Origin of the sequence: Leptotrichia shahii (assembly GCF_008327825.1) — a bacterium.
Lineage (GTDB): Bacteria > Fusobacteriota > Fusobacteriia > Fusobacteriales > Leptotrichiaceae > Leptotrichia > Leptotrichia shahii.
Window position 1 is genome coordinate 1,070,043 of record NZ_AP019827.1, and the last position, 23,389, is coordinate 1,093,431.

Here is a 23,389-nt window from a genome sequence, read left to right on the forward strand (position 1 = left end):
AAAATAGAAATTAAAAAAAATAAGAAAGGAAATTAATTTTAATGTTTAAATCTAGTTTTATAGTAATGATAATAAATATGTTAAGCCGAATTTTAGGACTTATAAGGGAAATGATTATTGGAAGTGTTTTTGGGGCAACGGGGATGACAGATGCCTATGTCAGTGCTACAAAAATTCCAAACTTTTTTACGACATTATTTGGAGAAGGATCACTTGGAACAGTATTTATTCCGATTTATAACCGTGGGATGGAAGAAGAAGGGAAAGAAAGAACAGATGAATTTGTATTTTCACTTTTAAATTTAATAGTCGCATTTACATCAACACTTTCAATTATCATGATATTTTTTTCCAAGCAAATTTTAAAAGTAACAACAGGTTTTAACGATCCGAAAAGATTTGATGCGGCAAATAACTTATTGAAAATTGTAGCTTTTTATTTTTTATTTATCGCACTATCTGGAGTCGTATCTTCACTATTAAATAATTACAAAAAATTTGCAGTTTCAGCATCAATGGGGATCGTATTTAATCTGACAATCATAGTTGGAACTTTAATGTTAAAAAATAAAATGGGAATTTACGGACTTGGTGTAGCTTATTTGCTTTCTGGAGTTTTTCAGTTAGTAATAATGCTTCCCCAATTTTTTCAAATTATGAAAAAATATAAATTTATTTTAAACTTAAAAGATAAATATGTAAAAGAAATGTTTGTTTTAATGATTCCAACATTAGTCGGAATTTTTGGATATCAAATAAATGAAATTGTTGACAATAGATTTGCAACTTCACTTCCAGCAGGAACTGCAAGTGCATTAAATTATGCAAGTAGATTATATTTATTGCCAATAGGAGTTTTTGCAATTTCATTAGCAGTCGTAATTTTCCCAACATTGTCAAAAGCAGTTGTAAAAAATGATGACAGAACGGTAAAACGAGTTGTGCATCAAGGATTATATATGCTATCTTTCCTAATTATTCCATCAAGTGTAATTTTATTTGGATATGCAAAAGAAATAGTGAGATTAGTCTATGAAAGAGGGAAATTTAATACAGTAGCTGTAAAAATTACTTCAGAAACACTGCAATTTTATGCTTTAGGACTTCTATTTTTCTCAACAATACATTTGCTTACAAGGAGCCATTATGTTTATAATGATAGAAAAACACCTGTTATTTCATCATTTACTGCGATATTTATAAATATAGTTTTAGATTCACTTTTGTACAAACAATATAGACATGTAGGTTTAACATTTGCAACTTCATTTTCTGCAATGGTAAATTTTATAATTTTGTATATTTCATTAAACAAAAAATATGTAAAATTAAGAAATTTAAAATACATTGCAATTTTAGGAGTGACATTTATAGCTTCAATGATTTCTTATTGGGGTTCAAGCGTGATAAAATTTCAAAATAAATATGGAATTGTTGTTAATTTAACTATATTTGCAATAATATATTTGATTATTTGGTTTGTTTTAATATATACTTTTAGAAAAGATTTGATAAGAAAATTTTTGAGAAGAAGAAAATGGTAAAATTATGATAAAAGAAAAAATTAGATATACAAAGACAGGAAAACGAATAGAAGTTTATGAATTTAAAGCCAAATTACATCAAAAAGTTGTAATGAGTAAAAATCAGTTTGAAGAACATATTTTTCCAAAGCATCCTGAGATATCATTGGAAATTATAAAAGAAGTTCTGGAAAATCCAGATTTTGTAACAAAACAGTCAAAATCCCGTAAAGAACATTTTTACCAAAAAAAAATTGGAAAGCTAAATTATTTTGTAGTAATTTCGCAACATAAAAATGTAAAAAATCTCAGATTTGTTCTGACAGCCTTTATGGCAAAAGATTCAGACTTTTTAAAAGAAAAAAATATACACTATAGATATAAAAAATAAATAATAATCTTTAAAAAAATCACCGCGTAAAAAGCCGTATAAGCGCTTAAAATTAATTAAGCCATACTTTTTATCGTCGATGATTTTTTATTGCTTCAAATTGCCTTATTTTAATAAAAGTAGATTTAGAGTATATTTGAGTATATTTTTAGAATTTTTTCGATTTATGTGAACCTTAAATAGAATTTTATTCTATACATACTATAAAATAATGGTTTTATTGTTATTTTAAAAATCTGAAAGTTCTATAAAAGTTCTATTTTTTAGTTTTTTCAAAATTTTTATCATAAACTTCAAAATAATTACCTTATATATATTTATAGTATAGCATTTAAATTTCAATAATTCAACTGTTACTATTTAACTTTTTCATAAGCTGCTTATTGGCATCTTTATATAAATGAGAATAAGTATTTATAGTAGTTTGCAGATTGTCGTGCCCTAGACGTTTGCTGATTGCGGTAATGTCAGCTTGAATAAATAGCAAATATGAAGCATGAGAATGTCTAAAATCATGAAGTCTTATTTTTTCAACATCAGCTTGAATACTGTATTTTTCCAAAATATAACGTAATTGAGATTTTTTTAAATTAAAGGCTCTTTGAGATTTTAGATCTTTTTTTGACGACTCTAACTCAAATTTAGAAAAATATAATTTTAAATCTGAAATTAGATTTTCAGGAAGAAGGACTTTTCTTATTGATCCTAAAGTTTTTGGAGCGGTTATATATTCTTTCTTCTTTATATGTGAAATAGTTTTATTTACATCTATAAATTTTTCCTCCAAATTAATGTCATCAAATGTAAGAGCTAAAACTTCTCCAATTCGTAATCCGGTCCAAAATAAGATTTTAAATACGACAATCGTATTAGAATATTTACCATTTTTTTCTTTATTTTTTGATTCAAGAAGATTTATAAATTTATTAAAATCATCTACTGACCAGATTTTCATTTCAGAACGATTTTTTTTACTTCCAAATGCCCCTAAATTTTTAGAAGGATTTTCATTCAATCCTTGATATTTTGCAGCCCAATTAAACAAACTTTTTAAAGCTGCATAAATATTAGCCTTAGAATTTTCACTAAACGGCTTTCCGTTTTCATTTTTCTTTTCCAGCATTTCGTTTTGCCATTCCCGAATCATATAGGAATTAATCTTGCTAATCTCAACATCGCCAAAAAAAGGCAATATATGTAACCTAAAAAAATTTTCCACAGTATTGATAGCTGTAGGTTTATGTCTTTTGCTATAATCCTCAAAATAAAGTTCATACAATGATTGAAATGACATATTTACAGATTTAGCAATTTTTTTCTTAAATTCATATTCATATTCCTGAGCTTCCTTTTTCTTCTTAAACCCAGTTTTTTTGTACTTTTTATTTACACCCTTGTAATCTTTAGCATAAAACATCGCATACCATGTTTTTTTATCTGCATTATAATAAACTGGCATTTTTAAATCTCCTTAATTTTTGATCTTGAATAATTATATTGGTATTACAAATTTTACGATAAATTATATAATCTAGTCTAAATTATACAATTCATATATCAACTCCTGTGGTATTTTCTCTTCTAATTTCCACAAAATCCTCATCGGCTTATCTCCAAAACTTTTATAATAATCAGCTTTTCCCAAATAAATAAACGGATTAGTTTTATTGCCATCCATAAAGGCAAATTTTCTTATAAATATATGCACATTATATCCCAATTTCTTATGATTTATAAACATTTTTCCTACACTTGAAGTATGAGCAGTTTTAGGCTGACTTATCCATTGAATTATGTCATCTGCAAAAAGAGAATTATCGTATTTCAAATTTTCCTGCAAAATATGAGTTTTATCAATTGTTGCAAAAAGGCAAATATCTTTATCTGTATTAGCATATCCTGCTCTCCAGCTGCCTTTCGGAACTTTTGAATCCAGCAAGATTTGCAGTTCAACTCTTTTATATTTTTTATATGGAATCAAAATGTTTTCATGAAATATTGAAAGATTATTGTTTTTCTTAAATTCTGATAATCCTAAATACAGTAAATCTTCTATCCTGTTTTTAAAATTGTAATTTGAGTTTTGAGAATTATCTAAATCTATAAGCTTTAAATTTATTTCGTTATTTTCTTTTCTACTTTCAAATATTTTATTATATTTTTTTGAAATTTTAAATAATCTATTTTTTGAATTTTCTTCTAAAATTTTATCTTCAACTAATTCTGTAAAAATACGATTTATTACATATTCTTTTGAAAATCATCTTTAATATTAAAATAATTTTTATATTCATTAATTATGATTTCTGAATTTATAAAATTGTTGTTTATCAAATATTTTGCAATCAAATATGTAAATGGTTCTACGAGAGTTAATTTTTTTTCTAAATATGCCAAAAATTCAATTTCTTCTGAATTTAAAGATATTTTATTCTGCTTTAAAATTTCAGGATTTTCAAATTGTAATTGTGCATTATAAAATGAACCTAATTTTAAGGACAATTCTTGAAATAATTCGACATCTGTATCAAAGTCACTTATTTTTAAAATTTCATTTTCAGATTTGCCAATTTCCTGTTTATAATCCAAATATAATTCTTTTAAAATATTTTTAGAACTAAAGTTAATTTTTTCGATTTTTTCAATAATACGATTTTGGCAAACTCGATCAAGTTCCACATAGCAAGATTTTGGGATATTTGAAAATTGATTTTTTATTTCGTTTATTATTTTCCCTTTTTTTGTGAATAAAGTATCTTTATTATCAACTTCATTTGAAAAATAATTTATTAACAAATAATCTTTCTTGTGATTTCCGATAAAATCAATAATTGTAACAAAATCCTTATTTTCAGCCTTTCTTAATCCTCTTCCAATTTGCTGTATAAAAATCGTTGAGGACATTGTAGGACGTAAAAATAGCAGTAAATTAATTGTCGGAATGTCAATTCCTTCATTTAAAATATCTACTACACATAAAATTTCAATTTTTTTGTTTTTAAATTTGTCTAAAATTTCTGATCTTTCGTTTGAACTTGTATTTGCTGTGATTACAGCGGATTTATAGCCTTTGTTTGTAAATTCTTTTTTCATGAAAAAAGCATGCTCTATATTTTGGCAAAATGCGACAGCACTTAATTTATCGCCATCAAAACCAAACTTATTTATTTTTTCAACAATATAATCGGTACGTGTGTTCAGTAATAAATTTTCTAATAACACTTTTTCATTATATTTTCCATTTTTATAAGGAATATTATCATAATTAACTGCATAATCATTTACTCCAAAATAATGAAAAGGAACAATCAAGTCTTCTTCTAAAGCCTCCTTTATTCCAATTTCATCTACTACGTTATAATCACAAAGTGATAGAATGTCTTTGCCGTCCATACGTTTTGGAGTTGCTGTTAATCCTAATAGAAATTTTGGATTAAAATATGATAACGTCTTTAAATAACTGTCTGACATTGAGTGATGAAATTCATCAACGATAACGTAATCAAAAAAATCAGGATTAAATTCATTGTAACAATTTCTCAATGATTGAATTGAAGCAAAAATCATACTTTTATCAATTTCTTTTAAACCACTGTAGATTCTACCAAATTCATTTTTATCAATTGTAAGAATTCTTGAAAAAACATTCATTGCATTTTCTAGTAATTCTTCACGATGAGCAATGAATAAAAATTTTATGTTTGAAATTTTTGATTCATTTATTTCAAATAATTTATTTTCAGTATTAGAATTAATTTCAAAAAATTGTTTTATATCCATTGCGGCAAGATAGGTTTTCCCTGTACCAGTTGCAGAGATTACAAGACCCTTTTTATTTCCGTTTATTCTAGTTTCTCTTAATTTTTGCAAAACTCTTTTTTGCATGCTGTTTGGTACAAATTCATTTTCCTGTTTAATTTTAGTTTTTCTATAATCAAAAGTATTTTGTACATTTATAGATTTTTTGTATTTTTCATATTCATCAATAAAATCTTCTGTTAATTCTATTGCTTCATTGCTGTGCCACAATTTCTCAAATTGATTTAATGATTTTTTATAAATATTAAAAAAACTGCTGTCTGTCAGTTTCACATTCCATTCTTCTGCCGAATACAAAGCACTTTGGCTAATATTAGACGAGCCGATTATAACACTATGATATTTTTCCTTTTCAAACAAATATGCTTTTGTGTGAAAACTCTCGCTTGAATTATTGTAAATCTTTACTTTTATATTTTCATACGACAAAAGTTTTCTTAACGCCTTTGAATCCGTAATATTCAGATAAACAGAAGTTATAATTTCACCTTGAATACCTTGTTTTTCAAGTTCATCCAAAGTGCTTATTAATAGCTGGATGCCTGAGTATTTTACAAAACTTACTATAAAATAGAATTTTTTACAGTTTAATAATTCCTGTTTTAAATAAATAAAAAAATTACGAAACTTTACTTTTTCGTTTATAATTAATTCATTTATGTTTCCGATTATATCGCTATTTTTTCGTTTTAGCGGTAACTCAAAGTGAAAATCAGTATTTTGAATTTTTATTTTTTCTGATTTATCTGTAAATGACTGATTTAATAAATACAACTGTTTTTCAGTAAATTCAATAACTTTTTGATAATCATTTTTCCCAATAAAATCAGAAATTTTTTCTGAAAAAGTTTCTAGAACTTCAAATTCCAAATTTTCTTTGTATTCGGTTATTTCTAAAAAATTATTATTTTTTTCTTCTGTATTTATTAAATTATTTGGCTCAGATTTTTTTGCTAAAATACTCATTTTCACCCCTTTTATTTTATTAATTTTTACAAGAATTTAAGCCCAGACCCTTAAATTACTCTTTTTCTAAAAATTCAAAAATCCGTTTGTTTCCAGTCTTATGCTTCATCATTTTAAAAAATATTCTAAACATTATTAAAACATCATAATAACTGCCGTGCAACTGGCTTTCTTCAAATGGAACATTATAATAATTGGCACATTCCATAAGTTTTGGCCATTTATAATTTCCGTATGAAGAACCGTTTACTTTGACAATGTCTATATTTGTTAGCATTGTGTCAAATTGATTTTGCAATGGAAAATCTACGAAACTTCTGTCAAATTTTATGTTATGGGCGACAAAATGGCTTGTGTCCTGACAAAATAAAAAGAAATTATCCATATCTTCCTTAAAAGTCAAAGGATATTCAATTCCTGTATTTTGAATAATATTTTTTCTTTCGCTTAAAATTACATCATCTGTCAAGCCATTTACACTAACTGCACCTTCATTTAACTCTTCACCTTCATTTCTGAAATAAAATCTGTTAAATTCCGACACTTTTTTCCATTTATTTCTTTCTTCTCCAGTATTTTCAGAATTATAATTCACTTTTATTGCAGACATTGACAAAACAGAACTTCCTTGAAATCCATTTGTTTCCACATCAAAAATATTATATTCTTATTTAGTTTTTTTTCTTTGTTCACTTTTTCTCTTTTCCTTATATTCTTACACAAGATATAAAAAATTAATCATTTAGTTTTAATACTGATAAAAACGCCTCTTGCGGTATTTCTACATTTCCGATTGCCTTCATACGTTTTTTACCTTCTTTTTGTTTTTCTAATAATTTTTTCTTACGTGTAATATCTCCACCATAACATTTTGCAAGTACGTTCTTTCTAAGTGCCTTAATTGTTTCCCTTGCAATTATTTTTGTACCCAATGCAGCCTGTAATGGTATTTCAAACTGCTGTCTTGGAATTACATCTTTTAATTTTTCAACGATTGCACGTCCTCTGTAATAGGCATTATCTTTATGGGCAATGAATGAAAAGGCATCTACTGGATTTCCACTTACCAAAATATCCACTTTTACCAAGTCTGATTCCTTGTATCCAATCATTTCATATTCAAACGAAGCATACCCTTTTGTACGTGATTTCAATTTATCATAAAAATCAATTACTATCTCTGCAAGTGGCAAGTCGTAACTAATCATTGTACGAGTTTCATCAAGGTAATTCATATTAAGGAAAGTTCCTCTTTTTTCCTGACAAAGTTCCATTACATTTCCAACATAATCCTTTGGAACAATAATTGTCCCTTTTACATAAGGCTCTTCAATGTACTTTTTCCCTTCTGGAAATTCTGCAGGGTTGTCAATTACAATCATTTCCCCTTGTTCAGGTGTTACATTATATTTAACCGACGGTGCTGTTGAAATCAAGTCAATGTTGAATTCACGACGCAATCTTTCTACAACTATTTCCATGTGTAAAAGCCCTAAGAATCCACATCTGAATCCAAATCCCAATGCAAGTGAAGTCTCTGGAGCATAAGATAAAGAAGCATCATTCAACTGTAATTTTTCCAATGCCTCTCTTAAATCTTCATAATCATCTGTTGAAACTGGATAAATTCCCGCAAAAACCATGCTTAATGCAGGACGATAACCTTCAAGAGCTGTATCTGTCGGATTTTTCACATGTGTAATTGTATCCCCAACTTGTGTATCTTTGATTGACTTAATTCCTGTAATAATATATCCAACTGAGCCAACTGTCAATTCATCAACTTCCTTCATTTTAGGCGAGAAAATTCCAACTTCCAATACGTCAAATTCCTTTTCGGTAGACATAATCTTAATTCTGTCCCCTTTTGCAATTTTCCCTTCAATTATTCTAATATACGTTATAACTCCTCTAAAATCATCATAATGCGAGTCGAAAATTAACGCTTTCAAAGGATTGTCAATTTCTCCTTTAGGTGCAGGAATATGCTTAATAATTGATTCCAGCAAATCTTCAATTCCAAATCCAGTTTTTCCAGAAACAAGAACAGCATCATCTGCTGGAAGCCCAATAACTTCCTCTATTTCCAGCTTAACCTTATCAGGATCTGCTGAAGGCAAGTCAATCTTGTTTATTACAGGCAATATTTCCAAATCGTTTTCCAAAGCCAAATACACATTTGCCAATGTCTGTGCTTCAATTCCCTGTGCGGCATCAACTACAAGCAAGGCCCCGTCACAAGCTGCAAGCGATCTTGATACTTCGTAAATAAAATCGACGTGTCCCGGTGTATCAATTAAATTTAACTCATAAGTCTCCCCGTTTCGAGCCTTATACTTTAATGTAACTGCCTGTGCCTTAATCGTTATCCCTTTTTCCCTTTCTAAATCCATGCTATCTAACAGCTGATCTACCATTTCCCTTTGCGTTACAGTTCCTGTCTGCTCCAAAAGCCTGTCTGCAATAGTGGATTTTCCATGATCAATATGTGCTATTATCGAAAAATTTCTTTTATTTTTTTGATCCAACATTTATATTGTTTCCTCCGTTTACTCGTTTATTATCTTCTTTGTTATATTTTTAAAATGAGTAACTATTCTATCCGAACCTAGTTACTCAGCAATATGTATATTATATAATAATTTTACATTTTTTCATAGTCTTTGTGAAAAATATTTTACCAAAATTCAGTTATTTTTTATATTATATTCCAAATTTTCGTAAAATTATAGAAAAACCACTTTAAAACTGAACTTCAAGACCATGACTATTTTACTCAAACCGTGAGTTTATATAATTTTTAATAGTTTAATTTTAAATAGGTTCTCGTACATTTTAAAATTGAAAATAAAAATTATATTTGTATCACTTAAATTATAAATTTATTTAACTTTTAACTGATTCCCAGATTGAAAAATAAAATAATTTATATTTGACAAAAATTCTCTAAAATATGATTTTGGTATGGAAATAAGCAGTGTTTTCGCTGGAAGTCCGTAAATTTCATAATTTCCATTATCAAATCCAACTTTTCTAGCAATATTTTTAGAACGGAAAATATGATAATCATTCGTTACAATCAATACTTTTATTTTTTGATTTTTTTTATTATTGTTTAAAATATTTTTACTATTTTCAATATTTTCTATCTTCTCGAGACTAAACCTAAAATTTTCAACAGTATTCTTAGATTTGTCCTCCAAAATAATTCTATCCTCACTAATTCCATTTTTCAAAAGTTCCCTTTTTATCGCCAATCCTTCAGCAACACCTTCATTTTTACCTTGTCCACCAGTTGCAATAACCTTAACTTCTAGATTTTTCTTTAAATACTCCGTTGCAGCCTTTATCCTTTCCATAAGTGATTTAGTCGGGTTTTCTCCTTTTACTCTTGCTCCCAGTATTATTACATAATCTACTTTTTTATTCTCATTTACGGCTTTTCTATCAGTTGTATATTCTTTTATTATAAAATATTGCACAAAGCAAAATAAAAAAACAAATAAGATAATAGAAATTTTTATTGATATTATAATTGTATTCTTCATAAGTTTTCGATTTTAAAAATATCCTTTCTTAAAATAAAGGCTGTTCCATTTCTGAAACAACCACTATAAAATAATTATTCTTTCACTATAGCTGTAAAATCACTCCAATCTTCAACTTTAAAAGCTCTAATATCCCTTACAGAATTTTTAAACCATTCGATAGATTTTAGTTTTGTTATGGCTTTATAAACTTCAGCTAAAGTATTTTTTTCAGTACTATTCACATATAAACTGCCCTGTGTCCATTCAAAACCTAGCATCTCCAATTCCTGTCGAATTTCATCGTAAGCCCTATTATATGGATCACCATAATTTTTTTTCAAATCATCAATTTTTAAATCAAATGCAATTGCATACATCTGTAATCCCTCCTCTTTTAAATATTTTACAACAATATTTTATTATATTTTACCATAATTGTCAATTTCTTGTTTTTATTTTTTTATTGATATTTTGTAAAAAAAGAATTATAATAAATTGTACAAAAACTATAAAGGAGAGATAAATATGTTAGTTGTAAGTTTTTCAACTATGAGAAATAATTTAAAAAGTTATTGTGATAAAGCAGTGAAAGAAAATGAAGATGTAATTGTAACAAGAAAAAATGAAGAAAATGTAGTTTTAATAAATCTTGAAAAATATAATCAATTTTTGAAAGCAGTCCAAAATGCTGAATATCTTGCAAAAATAGATAGAGGGTTTTCTCAGATGAAAAGTGGAAAAGGACAAGTTCATGATTTAATCGAGGTCGACGATGAATAAATTATGGACTGATGATGGCTGGGCAGATTATTTATATTGGCAATCTCAAGATAAAAAAACTTTAAAAAGGATTAACGAACTCATAAAAGATATTGAAAGAAATGGAGTATTGAATGGAATAGGCAAACCTGAAGCTTTGAAATATAGAAAAGGATTTAGTCGAAGAATTGACGAAACTAACAGGCTTGTCTATGCTATTGATGAAAATGGAGTTTTATGGATAATTTCTTGTAGAGGACATTATTAAAATTGTTTTTGGTTGACTAAAAAGAGTGGTACTACCCACTCTTTTATTTTTTATATTATATCACTATTTTGAGTATTTTAACAAATACTCTGGTTTTTATGCTATCACAATTAAAATTAAATCATTTAATTTACTGATTTTCAAATCCCCCTGTATAAAGCTGATAATAAGTCCCTCTTTGTTCAATCAGTTCATCGTGATTTCCACGTTCAATAATTTTTCCTTGATCAAGTACCATTATCACATCAGAATTTTTAATAGTTGAAAGTCTGTGAGCAATTACGAATACTGTTCTTCCTACCATTAACTTATCCATTCCTTCCTGTACAATTTTTTCTGTTCTTGTATCAATGCTTGAAGTTGCTTCATCTAGAATTAAAACTGGTGGATCGGCGATTGCCGCTCTTGCTATTGATAATAATTGCCGTTGTCCTTGTGAAAGGCTGGAACCATCACCGCTTAAGTAAGTGTCGTAGCCTTGTGGCAAGTGTTTTATAAAATGATCGGCGTTGGCAAGTTTTGCGGCTGCACGTACTTCTTCGTCTGTAGCATCAAGTTTTCCGTATCTGATGTTGTCGGCAACTGTTCCAGAGAATAAGTGTGTGTCCTGTAATACAATTCCAAGCGATTCTCTTAAATCCTGTTTTTTTATTTTTTTAATGTTAATTCCATCATATCGGATTTTTCCAGAATTAATATCGTAAAATCTGTTAATTAAGTTTGTAATTGTAGTTTTTCCAGCTCCTGTTGCACCAACGAAGGCAATTTTTTCTCCTGGCTTAGCATAAAGATTGATATTGTGAAGTATTGTCTTTTCATCGTTATAGCCAAATGTTACATCTTCAAAAACAACATCTCCCATTAGTCTTTCATAAGAAATTGTTCCATCAGAATGCGGATATTTCCAAGCCCATGCACCTGTGTGCTTTTCTGTTTCTGTAATTTTTCCATTTTCATCAATATTTGCATTTACAAGAGTTACATAGCCGTTATCTTGTTCAGGTGTCTGATCTAACAGGTTAAATACTCTTTGAGCTCCAGCCGATGCCAGTATTACTGATGTTAATTGCTGTGCAATTTGTGAAACAGGTTGATTTATTACTTTTATAAACTGTAAAAACGATACAAGCCCTCCGATTGTAAAACCTGCAATATTATTAAACACAATTATTGAGCCAAGAACCGCTGTAAGTACAAAGTTTATATTTCCAAGATTTCCCACAGCAGGACCTAGAATGTTTGCAAATTTCATCGCATTGTTCGCCCTGTTAAATAATGCAGTATTTAGTTTGTTAAAACGTTCGTCGGCTTTTTTTTCGTATGAAAATACTTTTACAACTTTCAGTCCTTCTATCATTTCTTCTACATATCCATTTACAATACCGATATTTCTTTGTTGAGCAGTATAGTTTTTTGAACTTTTTGAAGAAATAGTTTTTGTTGTAATAATCATAATAATAATCATTATTACTACGAAAATTGCTAGTGGAATATTTAAGATGAACATTGAAATAAGGACACTTACAATTGTAATAATCGATGATATTACCTGTGACAGACTTTCAACCATCATATTTCTTAAAGCGTCAATATCACTTGAATAGACACTCATTATATCTCCATGTGCATTTGTATCAAAATATTTTATAGGAAGTGATTCCATATGTATAAATACATCATCCCTTAATCTTTTTAACGTTCCCTGTGCAACGTAAATCATAAATATTTCATAAATATATGTACAAATTACAGCTCCGCCATATACGACCGCCATTTTTAAAATTAGTCTCACAAGCTCATTGATAAAGTTGGGATTATTTTTCCCAATGTTAGGAATAATGATTCCATCAATCAATTCTTTTGAATACATTGTCCCAATAACCATTCCAAATGAACTCAAACAAATAAATACAATAACAAATAGCGTCTGTATTTTATAATGCTTAAACATATATCCAAGTAATCGAATTAATCCTTTTATCTGATTTCGTGATTGCGAATTTTTAGCTTTTTTGTTTTTACTCATTACTTATCACTCCCTTCTGTCTGGGATTGATAAACTTCACGATATACCTTGCTTGTTTTAAGCAATTCATCGTGTGTCCCTGCAGCTGTAATAATTCCATCTTCCAGAACTAATATTTTATCAGAATCTCTTATTGATGATACTCTTTGACCAATAATAATTTTTGTAATGTGTGGTAATTCATTTTTGAAGGCTTCTCTTATTAGTTTGTCTGTCTTTGTGTCAACTGCACTTGTAGAATCATCTAAAATTAATATTTTGGGAGATTTCAGCAAGGCTCTAGCAATACACAACCTTTGTCTTTGCCCTCCAGACACATTTGCTCCGCCACGTTCGATACGAGTATCATATTTTTTAGGAAATTTCTGAATAAACTCATCGGCTTGTGCCAATTTGCAGGCATGTTCCATTTCCTTGTCAGTTGCATTTTCATTTCCCCAACGTAAATTATCCTTTATAGTTCCTGAAAACAGCACATTTTTTTGAAGAACCATCGCCACATTATCCCTAAGCGTCTTTATATCATAGTCCTTTACATTCACTCCGCCAACTAGAAGTTCCCCATCTAGAACATCATATAATCTTGGAATTAACTGAACAAGAGCCGATTTTGCACTTCCAGTTCCCCCAATAATTCCAATAGTTTCTCCAGACTTTATTTCTAGATTGATTTTTGTCAAATTCAACACATCAGGATTGTTGCTGTAACTGAAATTCACGTTTTTAAACACGATTGAACCGTCTTTTACCTCTGTTATCCCATTTTCAGGATTTTTAATGCTTGGCTCCTCATCCAGCACCATTACAATCCTATCTCCAGACGCTCTTGAAAATACAATATTTACAAGCATCATTGCTAGCATAAGAAGACTCATAAGAATATTGGTTGTATAAGCAAAAAGACTTGTAAGCTGCCCAGTTGTGAGCTCATTTACAACAATCATCTTTGCCCCGAACCATGAAAGTAGTAAAATACAACCAAATACTGTTATCTGCATTACAGGAGATACAAATATTATAATCTTTTCCCCTTTTAACAGCATACTTCTCAAATTTTCTGTAGCTTTCTTAAATTTTCCAGTTTCATATTTTTCACGAATATATGCTTTTACAACACGAATACCATTAATGTTTTCCTGAAGGCTGGAATTTATGTCATCATATTTTTTAATTGCAGCTGTAAAAATTGGATGCACCTTAAAAATAACGAAGGCTAAAAAACTTCCTAAAAATAAAACTGCAACAATAAATATCATCGACAATTTTGGACTTATCATAAATGACATAAATATAGCAACGCACATCATAAGCGGAGCCCTTACAAATCCTCTGATTAATAACTGAAACGAATTCTGAATGTTATTAACATCTGTCGTAAATCTTGTAATCAGTCCAGCTGTAGAAAATTTATCAATATTAGTGAATGAAAAAGACTGTATCTTAGAAAATAAATCCTTTCTCAAGTTTTTAGCAAATCCAGCCGAAGCATAAGAAGCGTATTTACTAGCCTGTATTCCACACAACAACGACAGCATAGCCACTCCGAACGTTGCAAGTCCCATTATTACAATAAATTTCATATCTCCCTTGCCATTATTTCCATTAAGCCCGTCATCTATAATCACAGCCATAAGTGTTGGAATAAGCATTTCAAAAATAACTTCTATTCCAATAAATACTGGCGAAATTAACGCACTTTTTTTATACTCCCCAAGATGGGAAAATAGTTTTTTTAACATTTAAACACCTTTCCTCTCTTTTTTGTTATGATTTTTTTAAGTAATCAATATAAATTTAAAAGCACGAAACTTATTGAAAAAATAAAAACTCATTTTCATTAATAAATTTCAGTGCTTTTTATTTGTTATTAAAATTAATTAGCTTTACTTAAATATCCAAATGCTCCATAAAATATCTTATTTGCAATCGCCACCAATCCCAGTCGTGGGCAACATCATAACCCCAGAAATCTGTCCATGCTGGAACTTGTTTTTCATAAAGAATATGTGCTAGTTCCCTATTACTTGGAAGTAATTCACCTTCCCATGCACCTTGTCCGATACATACGATAATATTTTTTTGTCTATACAAATCCAAATAATAATGATCCCAAGGCATATCTCTTAAAAAGTCAACAACAGAATTATTGTAAACTAAATCATCTTTATAATCTCCAAAGAACATTGATGCATCAAACATTCCACTTAGCGAGATTAACGTGTCAAACAAGTCAGGTCTACGGAAAAATAAAATTCCGGCGTGAGCTCCTCCCATGCTACATCCTGTAACAATAATATCACTTCTCCAAGAAATATCCTGTATTCTTGGCACAAATTCATTTGCGATAAAGTTAAACCATTTTTCCTGCATTTCTATTCTGTATCTTGGATTGCCATTCAGATCTGACCAACTTTCTCTGTCAACGCTTCCTACGCAAAACAGCTGCAATCTTCCTTGTTCAATATAGTCTGATAAAACATCTACCATCCCAAATTCTTCATATTGATTGCAATCTCCATCTTGTGAAGGAAATACTAAAACTGGCTTTCCAGCATGCCCATATCTTTTAAATTCCATTTCTCTTCCAAGATTGTGACTGTATTCTTTTCTGTATTCTACTTGCATTTTTTCTCCCTATAATTTATTTTTTATGCTTTTTCATGTACAAAGTTTATAAACTCTTCCATTTCCTCTTTTGTAGCAAATTTTGCTGTATACATATAATTTCCCATTGCTCCTGCAAAAATATCAGGCATTCTTTCGTCCATTACAATTGCATTTCCATATTTTTGTTTAATTTCGTCATGTGAATGAACATAATTATTGTTATCACGACGGCTGGCATAAACACAGTAATTTTTTTCTAAATCTTCATTTAGATTAGCTTTTTCAATTTTATCAAAAGCCACCATATCAGCCCAAACTTGGTAAACATCTGTATTATTGGCATAGTTGTACATGTCAGGAGTATATCCTCCCGCTGGTCGCATATTTGCTTCCAGCCCAATATAATCACCTTTTTTACCTAATCCATCTTTATCTTTATTAAGTTTAAAAAATTCCAAGTGAACAAATCTGCTTTTCACTCCAAATCCTTTTATAGATTTTCTTCCTGCATCCAGCAATTTTTCAGACATTTCCTTTTCCACATAATAAAAAACATCAAGCCCGTCATTTACAACATCCATAATTGCAGGTTCAAATATACCAGTTTCAAAAAGAGGATTACCATTAGAGTCAATAATGGCATCATAAGATACAAGATCTCCATCAACATACTCTTCCATAATATATTTTATATCTTTATTACGATTTTCAAAAAATGCCTTTAACTCATCTTCATTTTTAATTTTATGAGTATCGCTCGCTCCAACTCCGTTGTCAGGCTTAGTTACAACTGGATACCCAACTTTTTCAATAAATTTTTTTGCCTTTGCAAGTGTTGTTACCAATGAAAAATCTGCGGATGGTATTCCTGCTTTTTTATATGCCTTTTTCATTTTTGATTTTTCTTTAATATTAGCAATCTTATCCGCTTTTATTCCTGTTGTAATATTAAAGTCTGAACGAAGTTGTGCATCTTGTGCAAGCCAATATTCGTTATTTGACTCAAGCCAGTCTATTTTTCCGTATTTATGAGTAAAAAAAGCCACCGCCTTCAATACTTCATCATAATTTTCAAGACTAGAAACTTTATAATATTCAGTCAAGCTGTCCTTTAATTTTTGATCCAATTGATCATACTCAATATCTGCTATCCCTAATATATTTACTCCATTCTTTTTCAATCTATCACAAAATTCCCAGTTTGTTTTTGGAAATTGTGGTGAAATATAAACGAAATTCATTTTTTATTCATCTCCCTTATTTATTTACAAATGATTATAGTTATTATATTTTATTATAACATAAAAAATATGTTTTTTACAAGTCACTTAGAATATAAAATTTCTAAAAATTTGATAATTTTAATTAAATTAATTATTTTATTTTTCATTTTTTCCTTTATTTATACTCATTCAAGTCAATCCCTTGATCTAATGCCGCAAAAATACATCCACAATAACATTGACGATAAACATCATATTCTGCACACATATCTACAGAACGCTTATATCCATTATTTTTCTTAAAATCTGACGGCAAATAATTTACATCAAAAATTTCTTGAATCTCTAATCCAAGAGTGTTTATCAACTGGCTATTTTTATGAGGGCTTAATGTTAATGCACTTCCAAAATAATCAAATCCCAATTCTTGGGCCTTTTTTGCAACAATATCTAATCTCATTTGAAAGCAGACAGTACATCTTTCTCCACCTTCTTTTTCGTTTTCCAAACCTTTCACAGCCCGATAAAAATCAGCCGGCTTATATTCATCTTCAATAAACCCCACATTATTTCCAGTTCTTTCATTAAATTTATTTATAAATTCCTCCTGCACCAAGGCCCTTTTCTCATATTCAGCTTTAGGATGAATATTGTTATTAGCAAACAGCACAGTTACATCAGCATATTGTGTAAGGAATTCCAAAGTATAGGTACTGCAAGGTGCACAGCAGCTGTGAATCATTATTTTGGGACGAATATTTTTACTTTCCCAATCTGAAATCAATTTTGTTAAAATCGTATGATAATTAATTTTTTGATTTGGATTCATTTTTTCTAAAATTTCTTTTGCATTTTTTATATCCTTTTCAATAAAATTTTCTTTATTTGTCATAAAAATTATTTTCTCCTTATTTTTTTACAAGAAGATTTGTCTTCTTGTTACTATAGTTACTTAATTTTAAAGATTTCACTTTTATAATTGCCTATATAAAAATTAGACTTGCTTAAATAATTACAAAAAATTAATTTTGAATTACTAAACAAGTCCAAAGAAATCTATTTATTTATTTTGTTATATTCTTTTAATGCCTTTTTCAGTACTTTCATTCCATTTTCAATTTCAATCAAGTTATGAGTGCAAAATGAAAATCTTGCTTCTTTCATTCCTTTTCCAGGTGTTGTATAAAATCCAGGCCCTGGTGCAAATGATAATGTCTGATTTTCATACCTAAATTCAGTCAATAACCAAATTGCAAATTTTTCGATGTCATCTACAGGTAATTCAGCGATTAAATACAATGAACTGCTTGGTTTGTACGTTACGACACCAGGTATTTTAGTAATATTATTGTAAATCATATCTCTTCTAACTTTATACTCTAACTTTGTATTGTCAATATACGTATCCAAAGTATTTATCAAGTTTGTACTAGCATATTGCTCAATTGTTGAAACTGATAATCTAGCTTGACAAAATTTTAGTGCTTGTGCCATAAAATCTTTATTTTTAGAAGCAATAACACCAATTCTTGCTCCAGTTGCACTATAGTGCTTAGAAATACTGTCTACAAGAATCACTCTGTCTTCAATTTCTGGAATTGACATAAATGATTGATAACTTTTTGCAATTTCTTCGTCATAAATAAATTGTCTGTAAACTTCATCTGTAATTATGTATAAATCATATTTTATCGCAATTTCTTTTATTAATTCCGTTTCCTCAGGCCTAAAAACAATCCCTGTCGGATTACTTGGATTAGAAAACATTATTGCCTTAGTTCTTGGTGTAATTAATTTTTCAATTTCTTCTCTTGCTGGTAAATGATAATGATTTTCAATCGAAGTTTCAATTGGAATTAATTTTGCATCTGCAATTCTCAAAAAACTGTCATAATTTGTATAATATGGTTCTGGTACTAAAACTTCATCCCCAGGATTACAAAGGGTTTGAAGTGTAATTTGAATTGCCTCACTTCCACCTTGAGTAATCAAAATTTCTTCTGGTAAAAGATCAATTTCAACTTTTTTATAAGATTTAGAAAATGACTCTCTAAGTTCTATTATTCCAGCTGAATTTGTATATTTTACGATTTTTTCCTTATAGTTATTCAATCCTTCAAAAAATGTATCTGGAGTTTCTACATCAGGTTGTCCAATATGTAATTGATACACTTTTACTCCATTCCTTTTAGCTTCATCAATGTATGGAACTAATTTTCTAATCGGTGAATAGTGCATATTTAAAACTCTATCTGAAAAATTTTTCATTTTATAATTTTTTCCTTTCTTCTGGTTCTTTTAATTGTCTAGTTGCTGTGAAAAGTTCTGCTATGGAATGTTTCTATTTATAATAATAATCTTTAATTTTTAAATTTTAATATTATTTCTTATTATTATATTTTTCATTTAATGCTTTTAAAATAGCAAATGTTTCAACATCCATTTCTCCGTTGTAATTTGATGGTCTAAAATGATGCTGGAATGCTTTTATTACGTTTTTAGTTTGTTTATCCCAAGAACCTGTTATACTAATGCCGTATCCAAATTTGTTTAATTCTCTTTGAACGTCAGAAACAGGTGTCATACTTAGTTTAGTTTCATATTCTCTTTCATAGTTATTTTTTGTCTCGTTGTCATACCACATTCCAATATTATACTGAGTATATAGTTCCCTCCAAGGAAATAGTGGACCTGGATCAGATTTTCTTTGTGGTGCAATATCTGAATGTCCCAAGATATTTGTTGCTGGGATTTCATATTTATCAGCCAAGTATTTAACTAAAACAGCAACTTCTTTTATTTGAAAATCTTTATACGGAACAAATGTACCGCTCACATCACCATCATTTACAATTTCAATTCCAATTGAAGTATCATTTAAATTATTTCTTCCTTTCCAATCACTGACTCCAGCATGCCAGGCTCTCTTATTTTCATCCACTAATGAATAAACAGGTTCTGATTTATTGTCTGAAACCATATAATGTGCGCTTACTTCATTTTTAGTTAATGTTTTTAAAGATGATTCCCTGTTTCCAGCTGTATAATGTAGAATTATAAATTTTTGTCTATAATCTTGTCCTTGAGAGCTATATGAAGCGTCAACTTTAATTGTTCCTGCTGAATTTGATATTGTTTCAGTTCCCCCCCTTTGGGCATCTGTGCTTATACGGGCATTTTGACCACTTTGTCCATTATTATTGTTATTTTTGCTGGAACCAGACTGATCCCTTATCACTTGTCCATTATCATCAATACGTATTTCTATTGGTTTCTTTACATCTTTTGAAATATCTTGATTATTCGCATTTAATATATTTCCAACAGACAGTACTGATATTAAAAATAATAAATTTGCTATATTTTTTTTCATTTGTTTATTCTCCTCCTGCTTTAAGTTTTTTATTTATTTTTTTAATTACTAATTTTTTCTATTGCTTATCCTGTTCCTTTTGTCAAATTTTATAATATCATTTTTTAAATAATAAATGATTGCTAATATTGCAATAATAATTCTCATAATTGCAGTAATATTTGCATCAAAGTCTAGCCATATCATTACAGAAACTATTATATTTATTGCTGAGATAACAATCAATAAAGCATTTCTTCTGCTTGCTGTGATAAAAATAAATATTATTGCTGAAAAGATAAATAAAATTCTTGTACCACCGATAAATACAGTATATGAACCTACAGTTGAAGCTATATCATTTATATAAGGTGAACTTGTTAGAATCACACGGGAAATATCTACACAAATTAGACTTGCCATAAATATAAAAAAGCAGATTACTAAATCTCTCATATCTCTTTGAGCCTCTTTTTCCCTTTCTTCCCTTGTTTTATCAATTTTTTTCACACTTTTATCTTCAAGTTGAAATATTGAAAAAAATAATGTAATCCAAAAAAATACCTCTATAATTCCAAAACATGTTGTCATTTGAAAAAGTTTATCATTTGTATATTCATGAAAAATTGAATTATAAAAAGCACAATTTACAAATATGTAAAAAATAGATGCTGCTATTGCTGTTATTTTTTTATAAAAAAGCATAACTTATTCCCCCGAAAATTTATTTATCCAGCTCAAATAATTTGAATCTGTAATATTTAGAGCCTCTATGTTTGCTTGAAAATTAACGTCATCATCATATATTTTAAATATAATTGGTGCAAGTATTTTTAACGTTTGGGTTTCAAATATGCCGTGAATATTCATGCTATAAATAAGAGGTTTTTGGAATTTCAAAAGCTGGCTATTTGTCTGCTTTATTTCACATAGAAGTGCTAAAAGATTTATTTTTTTTAGATCATTATTTCTATCTTCAAGCACTACATCAATCTGATCCGAGAGAAGTTTTTTATATCTCCATGACTGATGTTCCTTATGATTTTTACTTTGTATCAAAAATTTTAATTTAGGCGAGAATAAAACTAAATTATTTAAGTTTCTCTCATATTTTATGGAAAAATCTCTTTCAAAAAAAGTACTTACAGCTTTTAATAAATCATTTTGAACACTGTATACATTATTTTCATCATAAATTTTATTAACTAAAGTTGACTTTTGCTCATTAAACGTATCATAAAGATAAATTTCAATTTCATATTTTTCTACATTTGGCATTTTTAAAATATTTCCTGCAAGAACAAAATTCAAATTGTTGTTTTGCTGTCTTATAAGTTTCATATAATCTATACTATAGCGTTTTTTAGATACAAATAAACTTTCTTTATTATAAGCTATTGCCAATTGATAATTCAAATTTGTCTTATAATGTAAGTTTTCATTTAAATGCAGCGGCAATGAAACTGCTAGATTTTCAGCTAACTCTGATTTTTCTCCTATTGAAGTAAATGTTAATATAAGAACATTTGGCTTTACACGTCTTTTTTGATTCAACATAAATTCTGGATGATTAAATTCATAATACCATATTGGTTTATTTGTTGAAAAAAATCTATTTGCAACATTAACATTTTCATTATTATGTCCACTTTCAGAATTCACTTTCATTTTCCAAAAATAATCTTCATAATACATAAATTTCTTATAGTGTTCAATCCAAGGAAATTTTGATGTAAATTTACATAACTCAAGTCCTTCTTTATAGAGATTTCTTACTTTATAATATTTAAGAACATTTAAAGCAGTATAGGCATTATGTTTTTCAGGATTATAATATGCTAAAACATATTGTCTAAATTCATCATATAATTCATTGAGAATATAAATGCTTGAGGCAATATACATTACTTCAGAATTATATCCAGATTCTTTCATAGCATTTATTAAAAAATAATTTCCGCTTTCTTTATCACCTTTTTTAAAGAAAACTATAGCTCTCATCATTTTGGCACGCCAATTTCCATTTATTTCAGATAATTTTTCAAGTTTACTTTCATATTCCTTAATATTTCTTCGTTTAACAATATCAAAGTATTTTTTAAATGCCGTTGCTGAATTTGGATTAATTTCGAGTGCATCATAATATTTTCTCTCAGCTTCCGGAGCCTTTCCACAAAGTTCCAAAACTTCTGCATAAGCTATGCAAAGTCCCTCTGTAATGTTGTCAATATTCAAATTTTTTTCATATAGCTCAAGTGCATTCTGATAAGCCCCTGTTTTCGTATGGTAAGTTCCAAGCAAAATTAACTTTCTTTCAAAATTTTCATCAGATGCATAGAATCTTAACACAGCTTCCTTTACTTCTGTATAGATTCCTTTTGAAAAGGAATCTTGAATTATTGGATATAGTCCATCCATATTATTCCAGTTTTTCCTTATAGATGGATATAGTTTTTTATCAAGCCAGTCCTTTTTGGGCATCTTAAATTCTTTTCCAAAATCATCATAATAGGAAATATCTTTAAAGTCATCAGAATAATTTCCGCTCTCCATCATTTCTGATTCATTATTTGTAATATCGTAGATTTTTCTTCTAATTTGAATATTTTTATTATTATTATCCTCATTATTGACTATTTCTTTTTCCTTTTCCTTATCTTTCTTTTCGGAAGATTTAAAAAAATCAAAAATCCCCATATATCCTCCTATCTAATATAATTTTACAGCGATTCTTTCTTTGTTTCTGTTTTTAAATTTCAAAATTTGAAAACTTAACTTTAAAGCATAGCCGCTATATTATTTTTATACTATAAATAGTATAGCACAATTTTTTAAATAATACATCATTATTTTATCATAAATAATTTGAAAACACAACGTAATCAAAATAAAATATTTAAAATTTAAAATAGAGGTTTTCACAGA

General features: G+C 28.5%; 20 protein-coding genes. 4 read left to right on the forward strand and 16 right to left on the reverse strand.

Features of this window, described 5'->3' with window-relative positions; all coding sequences use genetic code 11:
• The first annotated feature begins 41 nt into the window (after window positions 1-41).
• The gene (gene murJ / locus F1564_RS05015; RefSeq protein ID WP_018450018.1) at window positions 42-1,544 is read left to right on the forward strand and encodes a murein biosynthesis integral membrane protein MurJ; all 1,503 of its coding nucleotides are present in this window, start codon (window positions 42-44) and stop codon (window positions 1,542-1,544) included.
• A gap of 4 nt (window positions 1,545-1,548) precedes the next feature.
• Window positions 1,549-1,914 (forward strand): PBECR3 domain-containing polyvalent protein, encoded by a 366-nt coding sequence (locus tag F1564_RS05020; RefSeq protein WP_018450017.1) that lies wholly within the window; start codon window positions 1,549-1,551, stop codon window positions 1,912-1,914.
• Window positions 1,915-2,260: 346 nt separating this feature from the next.
• Here the strand turns inward: F1564_RS05020 and F1564_RS05025 are convergent, their stop codons facing one another.
• The 7 genes from F1564_RS05025 to vapD form a co-directional block, all read right to left on the reverse strand.
• On the reverse strand, window positions 2,261-3,373 hold the full coding sequence (locus F1564_RS05025) for a tyrosine-type recombinase/integrase (RefSeq protein ID WP_018450016.1): 1,113 nt from the start codon (window positions 3,371-3,373) through the stop codon (window positions 2,261-2,263).
• Window positions 3,374-3,445: 72 nt separating this feature from the next.
• The gene (locus F1564_RS10305; RefSeq protein ID WP_332103011.1) at window positions 3,446-4,156 is read right to left on the reverse strand and encodes a DUF3427 domain-containing protein; all 711 of its coding nucleotides are present in this window, start codon (window positions 4,154-4,156) and stop codon (window positions 3,446-3,448) included.
• Window positions 4,156-6,699, reverse strand: a complete 2,544-nt coding sequence (locus tag F1564_RS05030; RefSeq protein ID WP_232053348.1) for a DEAD/DEAH box helicase family protein — start codon at window positions 6,697-6,699, stop codon at window positions 4,156-4,158. The genes F1564_RS10305 and F1564_RS05030 overlap by 1 nt, the downstream gene beginning before the upstream one ends.
• 55 nt (window positions 6,700-6,754) lie before the next feature.
• Window positions 6,755-7,309, reverse strand: a complete 555-nt coding sequence (locus F1564_RS05035) for a 3'-5' exonuclease (RefSeq protein WP_232053349.1) — start codon at window positions 7,307-7,309, stop codon at window positions 6,755-6,757.
• 124 nt (window positions 7,310-7,433) lie between these two features.
• Window positions 7,434-9,230, reverse strand: a complete 1,797-nt coding sequence (gene lepA / locus F1564_RS05040) for a translation elongation factor 4 (protein WP_018450013.1) — start codon at window positions 9,228-9,230, stop codon at window positions 7,434-7,436.
• Between the two features lie 351 nt (window positions 9,231-9,581).
• A complete protein-coding gene (locus F1564_RS05045; protein WP_018450012.1) occupies window positions 9,582-10,247 on the reverse strand; it encodes a YdcF family protein in 666 nt (221 codons plus the stop codon).
• 74 nt (window positions 10,248-10,321) lie between these two features.
• The gene (vapD, locus tag F1564_RS05050) at window positions 10,322-10,606 is read right to left on the reverse strand and encodes an endoribonuclease VapD (protein ID WP_018450011.1); all 285 of its coding nucleotides are present in this window, start codon (window positions 10,604-10,606) and stop codon (window positions 10,322-10,324) included.
• Window positions 10,607-10,754: 148 nt separating this feature from the next.
• On the opposite strand from vapD, the gene F1564_RS05055 reads away from it, so the two are divergent.
• Both F1564_RS05055 and F1564_RS05060 read left to right on the forward strand, forming a co-directional pair.
• Window positions 10,755-11,009 carry a type II toxin-antitoxin system Phd/YefM family antitoxin gene (locus F1564_RS05055; RefSeq protein ID WP_018450010.1) on the forward strand — a complete coding sequence of 85 codons (255 nt, stop codon included), beginning with the start codon at window positions 10,755-10,757 and terminating at the stop codon, window positions 11,007-11,009.
• Window positions 11,002-11,256, forward strand: coding sequence for a Txe/YoeB family addiction module toxin (locus F1564_RS05060; protein ID WP_018450009.1), 255 nt, complete (start codon window positions 11,002-11,004; stop codon window positions 11,254-11,256). Before F1564_RS05055 ends, F1564_RS05060 begins: the two co-directional genes overlap by 8 nt.
• 130 nt (window positions 11,257-11,386) lie before the next feature.
• On the opposite strand, the gene F1564_RS05065 is transcribed toward F1564_RS05060, so the two are convergent.
• The 9 genes from F1564_RS05065 to F1564_RS05105 form a co-directional block, all read right to left on the reverse strand.
• Entirely contained in the window at window positions 11,387-13,282 is a 1,896-nt protein-coding gene (locus tag F1564_RS05065; RefSeq protein WP_018450008.1) for an ABC transporter ATP-binding protein, read from the reverse strand.
• Window positions 13,282-15,021, reverse strand: a complete 1,740-nt coding sequence (locus F1564_RS05070) for an ABC transporter ATP-binding protein (RefSeq protein WP_018450007.1) — start codon at window positions 15,019-15,021, stop codon at window positions 13,282-13,284. Before F1564_RS05070 ends, F1564_RS05065 begins: the two co-directional genes overlap by 1 nt.
• Window positions 15,022-15,169: 148 nt before the next feature.
• Window positions 15,170-15,907, reverse strand: coding sequence for an esterase family protein (locus F1564_RS05075; protein ID WP_018450006.1), 738 nt, complete (start codon window positions 15,905-15,907; stop codon window positions 15,170-15,172).
• A 23-nt stretch (window positions 15,908-15,930) separates the two neighbouring features.
• Window positions 15,931-17,130 (reverse strand): ATP-grasp domain-containing protein, encoded by a 1,200-nt coding sequence (locus F1564_RS05080; RefSeq protein ID WP_149201907.1) that lies wholly within the window; start codon window positions 17,128-17,130, stop codon window positions 15,931-15,933.
• 157 nt (window positions 17,131-17,287) lie between these two features.
• Window positions 17,288-18,004, reverse strand: coding sequence for an epoxyqueuosine reductase QueH (locus F1564_RS05085; protein ID WP_018450005.1), 717 nt, complete (start codon window positions 18,002-18,004; stop codon window positions 17,288-17,290).
• Window positions 18,005-18,168: 164 nt separating this feature from the next.
• Window positions 18,169-19,380, reverse strand: coding sequence for a pyridoxal phosphate-dependent aminotransferase (locus tag F1564_RS05090; RefSeq protein ID WP_018450004.1), 1,212 nt, complete (start codon window positions 19,378-19,380; stop codon window positions 18,169-18,171).
• A gap of 112 nt (window positions 19,381-19,492) precedes the next feature.
• On the reverse strand, window positions 19,493-20,485 hold the full coding sequence (locus tag F1564_RS05095) for an N-acetylmuramoyl-L-alanine amidase (protein WP_018450003.1): 993 nt from the start codon (window positions 20,483-20,485) through the stop codon (window positions 19,493-19,495).
• Window positions 20,486-20,533: 48 nt separating this feature from the next.
• Window positions 20,534-21,169, reverse strand: coding sequence for a hypothetical protein (locus F1564_RS05100; RefSeq protein ID WP_018450002.1), 636 nt, complete (start codon window positions 21,167-21,169; stop codon window positions 20,534-20,536).
• Between the two features lie 3 nt (window positions 21,170-21,172).
• Window positions 21,173-23,161 carry a tetratricopeptide repeat protein gene (locus F1564_RS05105; protein ID WP_018450001.1) on the reverse strand — a complete coding sequence of 663 codons (1,989 nt, stop codon included), beginning with the start codon at window positions 23,159-23,161 and terminating at the stop codon, window positions 21,173-21,175.
• Between the last annotated feature and the right edge of the window lie 228 nt (window positions 23,162-23,389).

Coding starts and splice junctions, on each gene's coding strand:
- F1564_RS05070 (WP_018450007.1), bottom strand. CDS start 15,021: ATGTTAAAAAAACTATTTTCCCATCTTGGGGAGTATAAAAAAAGTGCG.
- F1564_RS05085 (WP_018450005.1), bottom strand. CDS start 18,004: ATGACAAATAAAGAAAATTTTATTGAAAAGGATATAAAAAATGCAAAA.
- F1564_RS05030 (WP_232053348.1), bottom strand. CDS start 6,699: ATGAGTATTTTAGCAAAAAAATCTGAGCCAAATAATTTAATAAATACA.
- F1564_RS05020 (WP_018450017.1), top strand. CDS start 1,549: ATGATAAAAGAAAAAATTAGATATACAAAGACAGGAAAACGAATAGAA.
- F1564_RS05035 (WP_232053349.1), bottom strand. CDS start 7,309: ATGTCTGCAATAAAAGTGAATTATAATTCTGAAAATACTGGAGAAGAA.
- F1564_RS05105 (WP_018450001.1), bottom strand. CDS start 23,161: ATGGGGATTTTTGATTTTTTTAAATCTTCCGAAAAGAAAGATAAGGAA.
- F1564_RS05080 (WP_149201907.1), bottom strand. CDS start 17,130: ATGAATTTCGTTTATATTTCACCACAATTTCCAAAAACAAACTGGGAA.
- F1564_RS05100 (WP_018450002.1), bottom strand. CDS start 21,169: ATGCTTTTTTATAAAAAAATAACAGCAATAGCAGCATCTATTTTTTAC.
- F1564_RS05060 (WP_018450009.1), top strand. CDS start 11,002: ATGAATAAATTATGGACTGATGATGGCTGGGCAGATTATTTATATTGG.
- lepA (WP_018450013.1), bottom strand. CDS start 9,230: ATGTTGGATCAAAAAAATAAAAGAAATTTTTCGATAATAGCACATATT.
- F1564_RS05055 (WP_018450010.1), top strand. CDS start 10,755: ATGTTAGTTGTAAGTTTTTCAACTATGAGAAATAATTTAAAAAGTTAT.
- F1564_RS05095 (WP_018450003.1), bottom strand. CDS start 20,485: ATGAAAAAAAATATAGCAAATTTATTATTTTTAATATCAGTACTGTCT.
- F1564_RS05045 (WP_018450012.1), bottom strand. CDS start 10,247: ATGAAGAATACAATTATAATATCAATAAAAATTTCTATTATCTTATTT.
- F1564_RS05065 (WP_018450008.1), bottom strand. CDS start 13,282: ATGAGTAAAAACAAAAAAGCTAAAAATTCGCAATCACGAAATCAGATA.
- F1564_RS05075 (WP_018450006.1), bottom strand. CDS start 15,907: ATGCAAGTAGAATACAGAAAAGAATACAGTCACAATCTTGGAAGAGAA.
- F1564_RS05090 (WP_018450004.1), bottom strand. CDS start 19,380: ATGAAAAATTTTTCAGATAGAGTTTTAAATATGCACTATTCACCGATT.
- vapD (WP_018450011.1), bottom strand. CDS start 10,606: ATGTATGCAATTGCATTTGATTTAAAAATTGATGATTTGAAAAAAAAT.
- murJ (WP_018450018.1), top strand. CDS start 42: ATGTTTAAATCTAGTTTTATAGTAATGATAATAAATATGTTAAGCCGA.
- F1564_RS05025 (WP_018450016.1), bottom strand. CDS start 3,373: ATGCCAGTTTATTATAATGCAGATAAAAAAACATGGTATGCGATGTTT.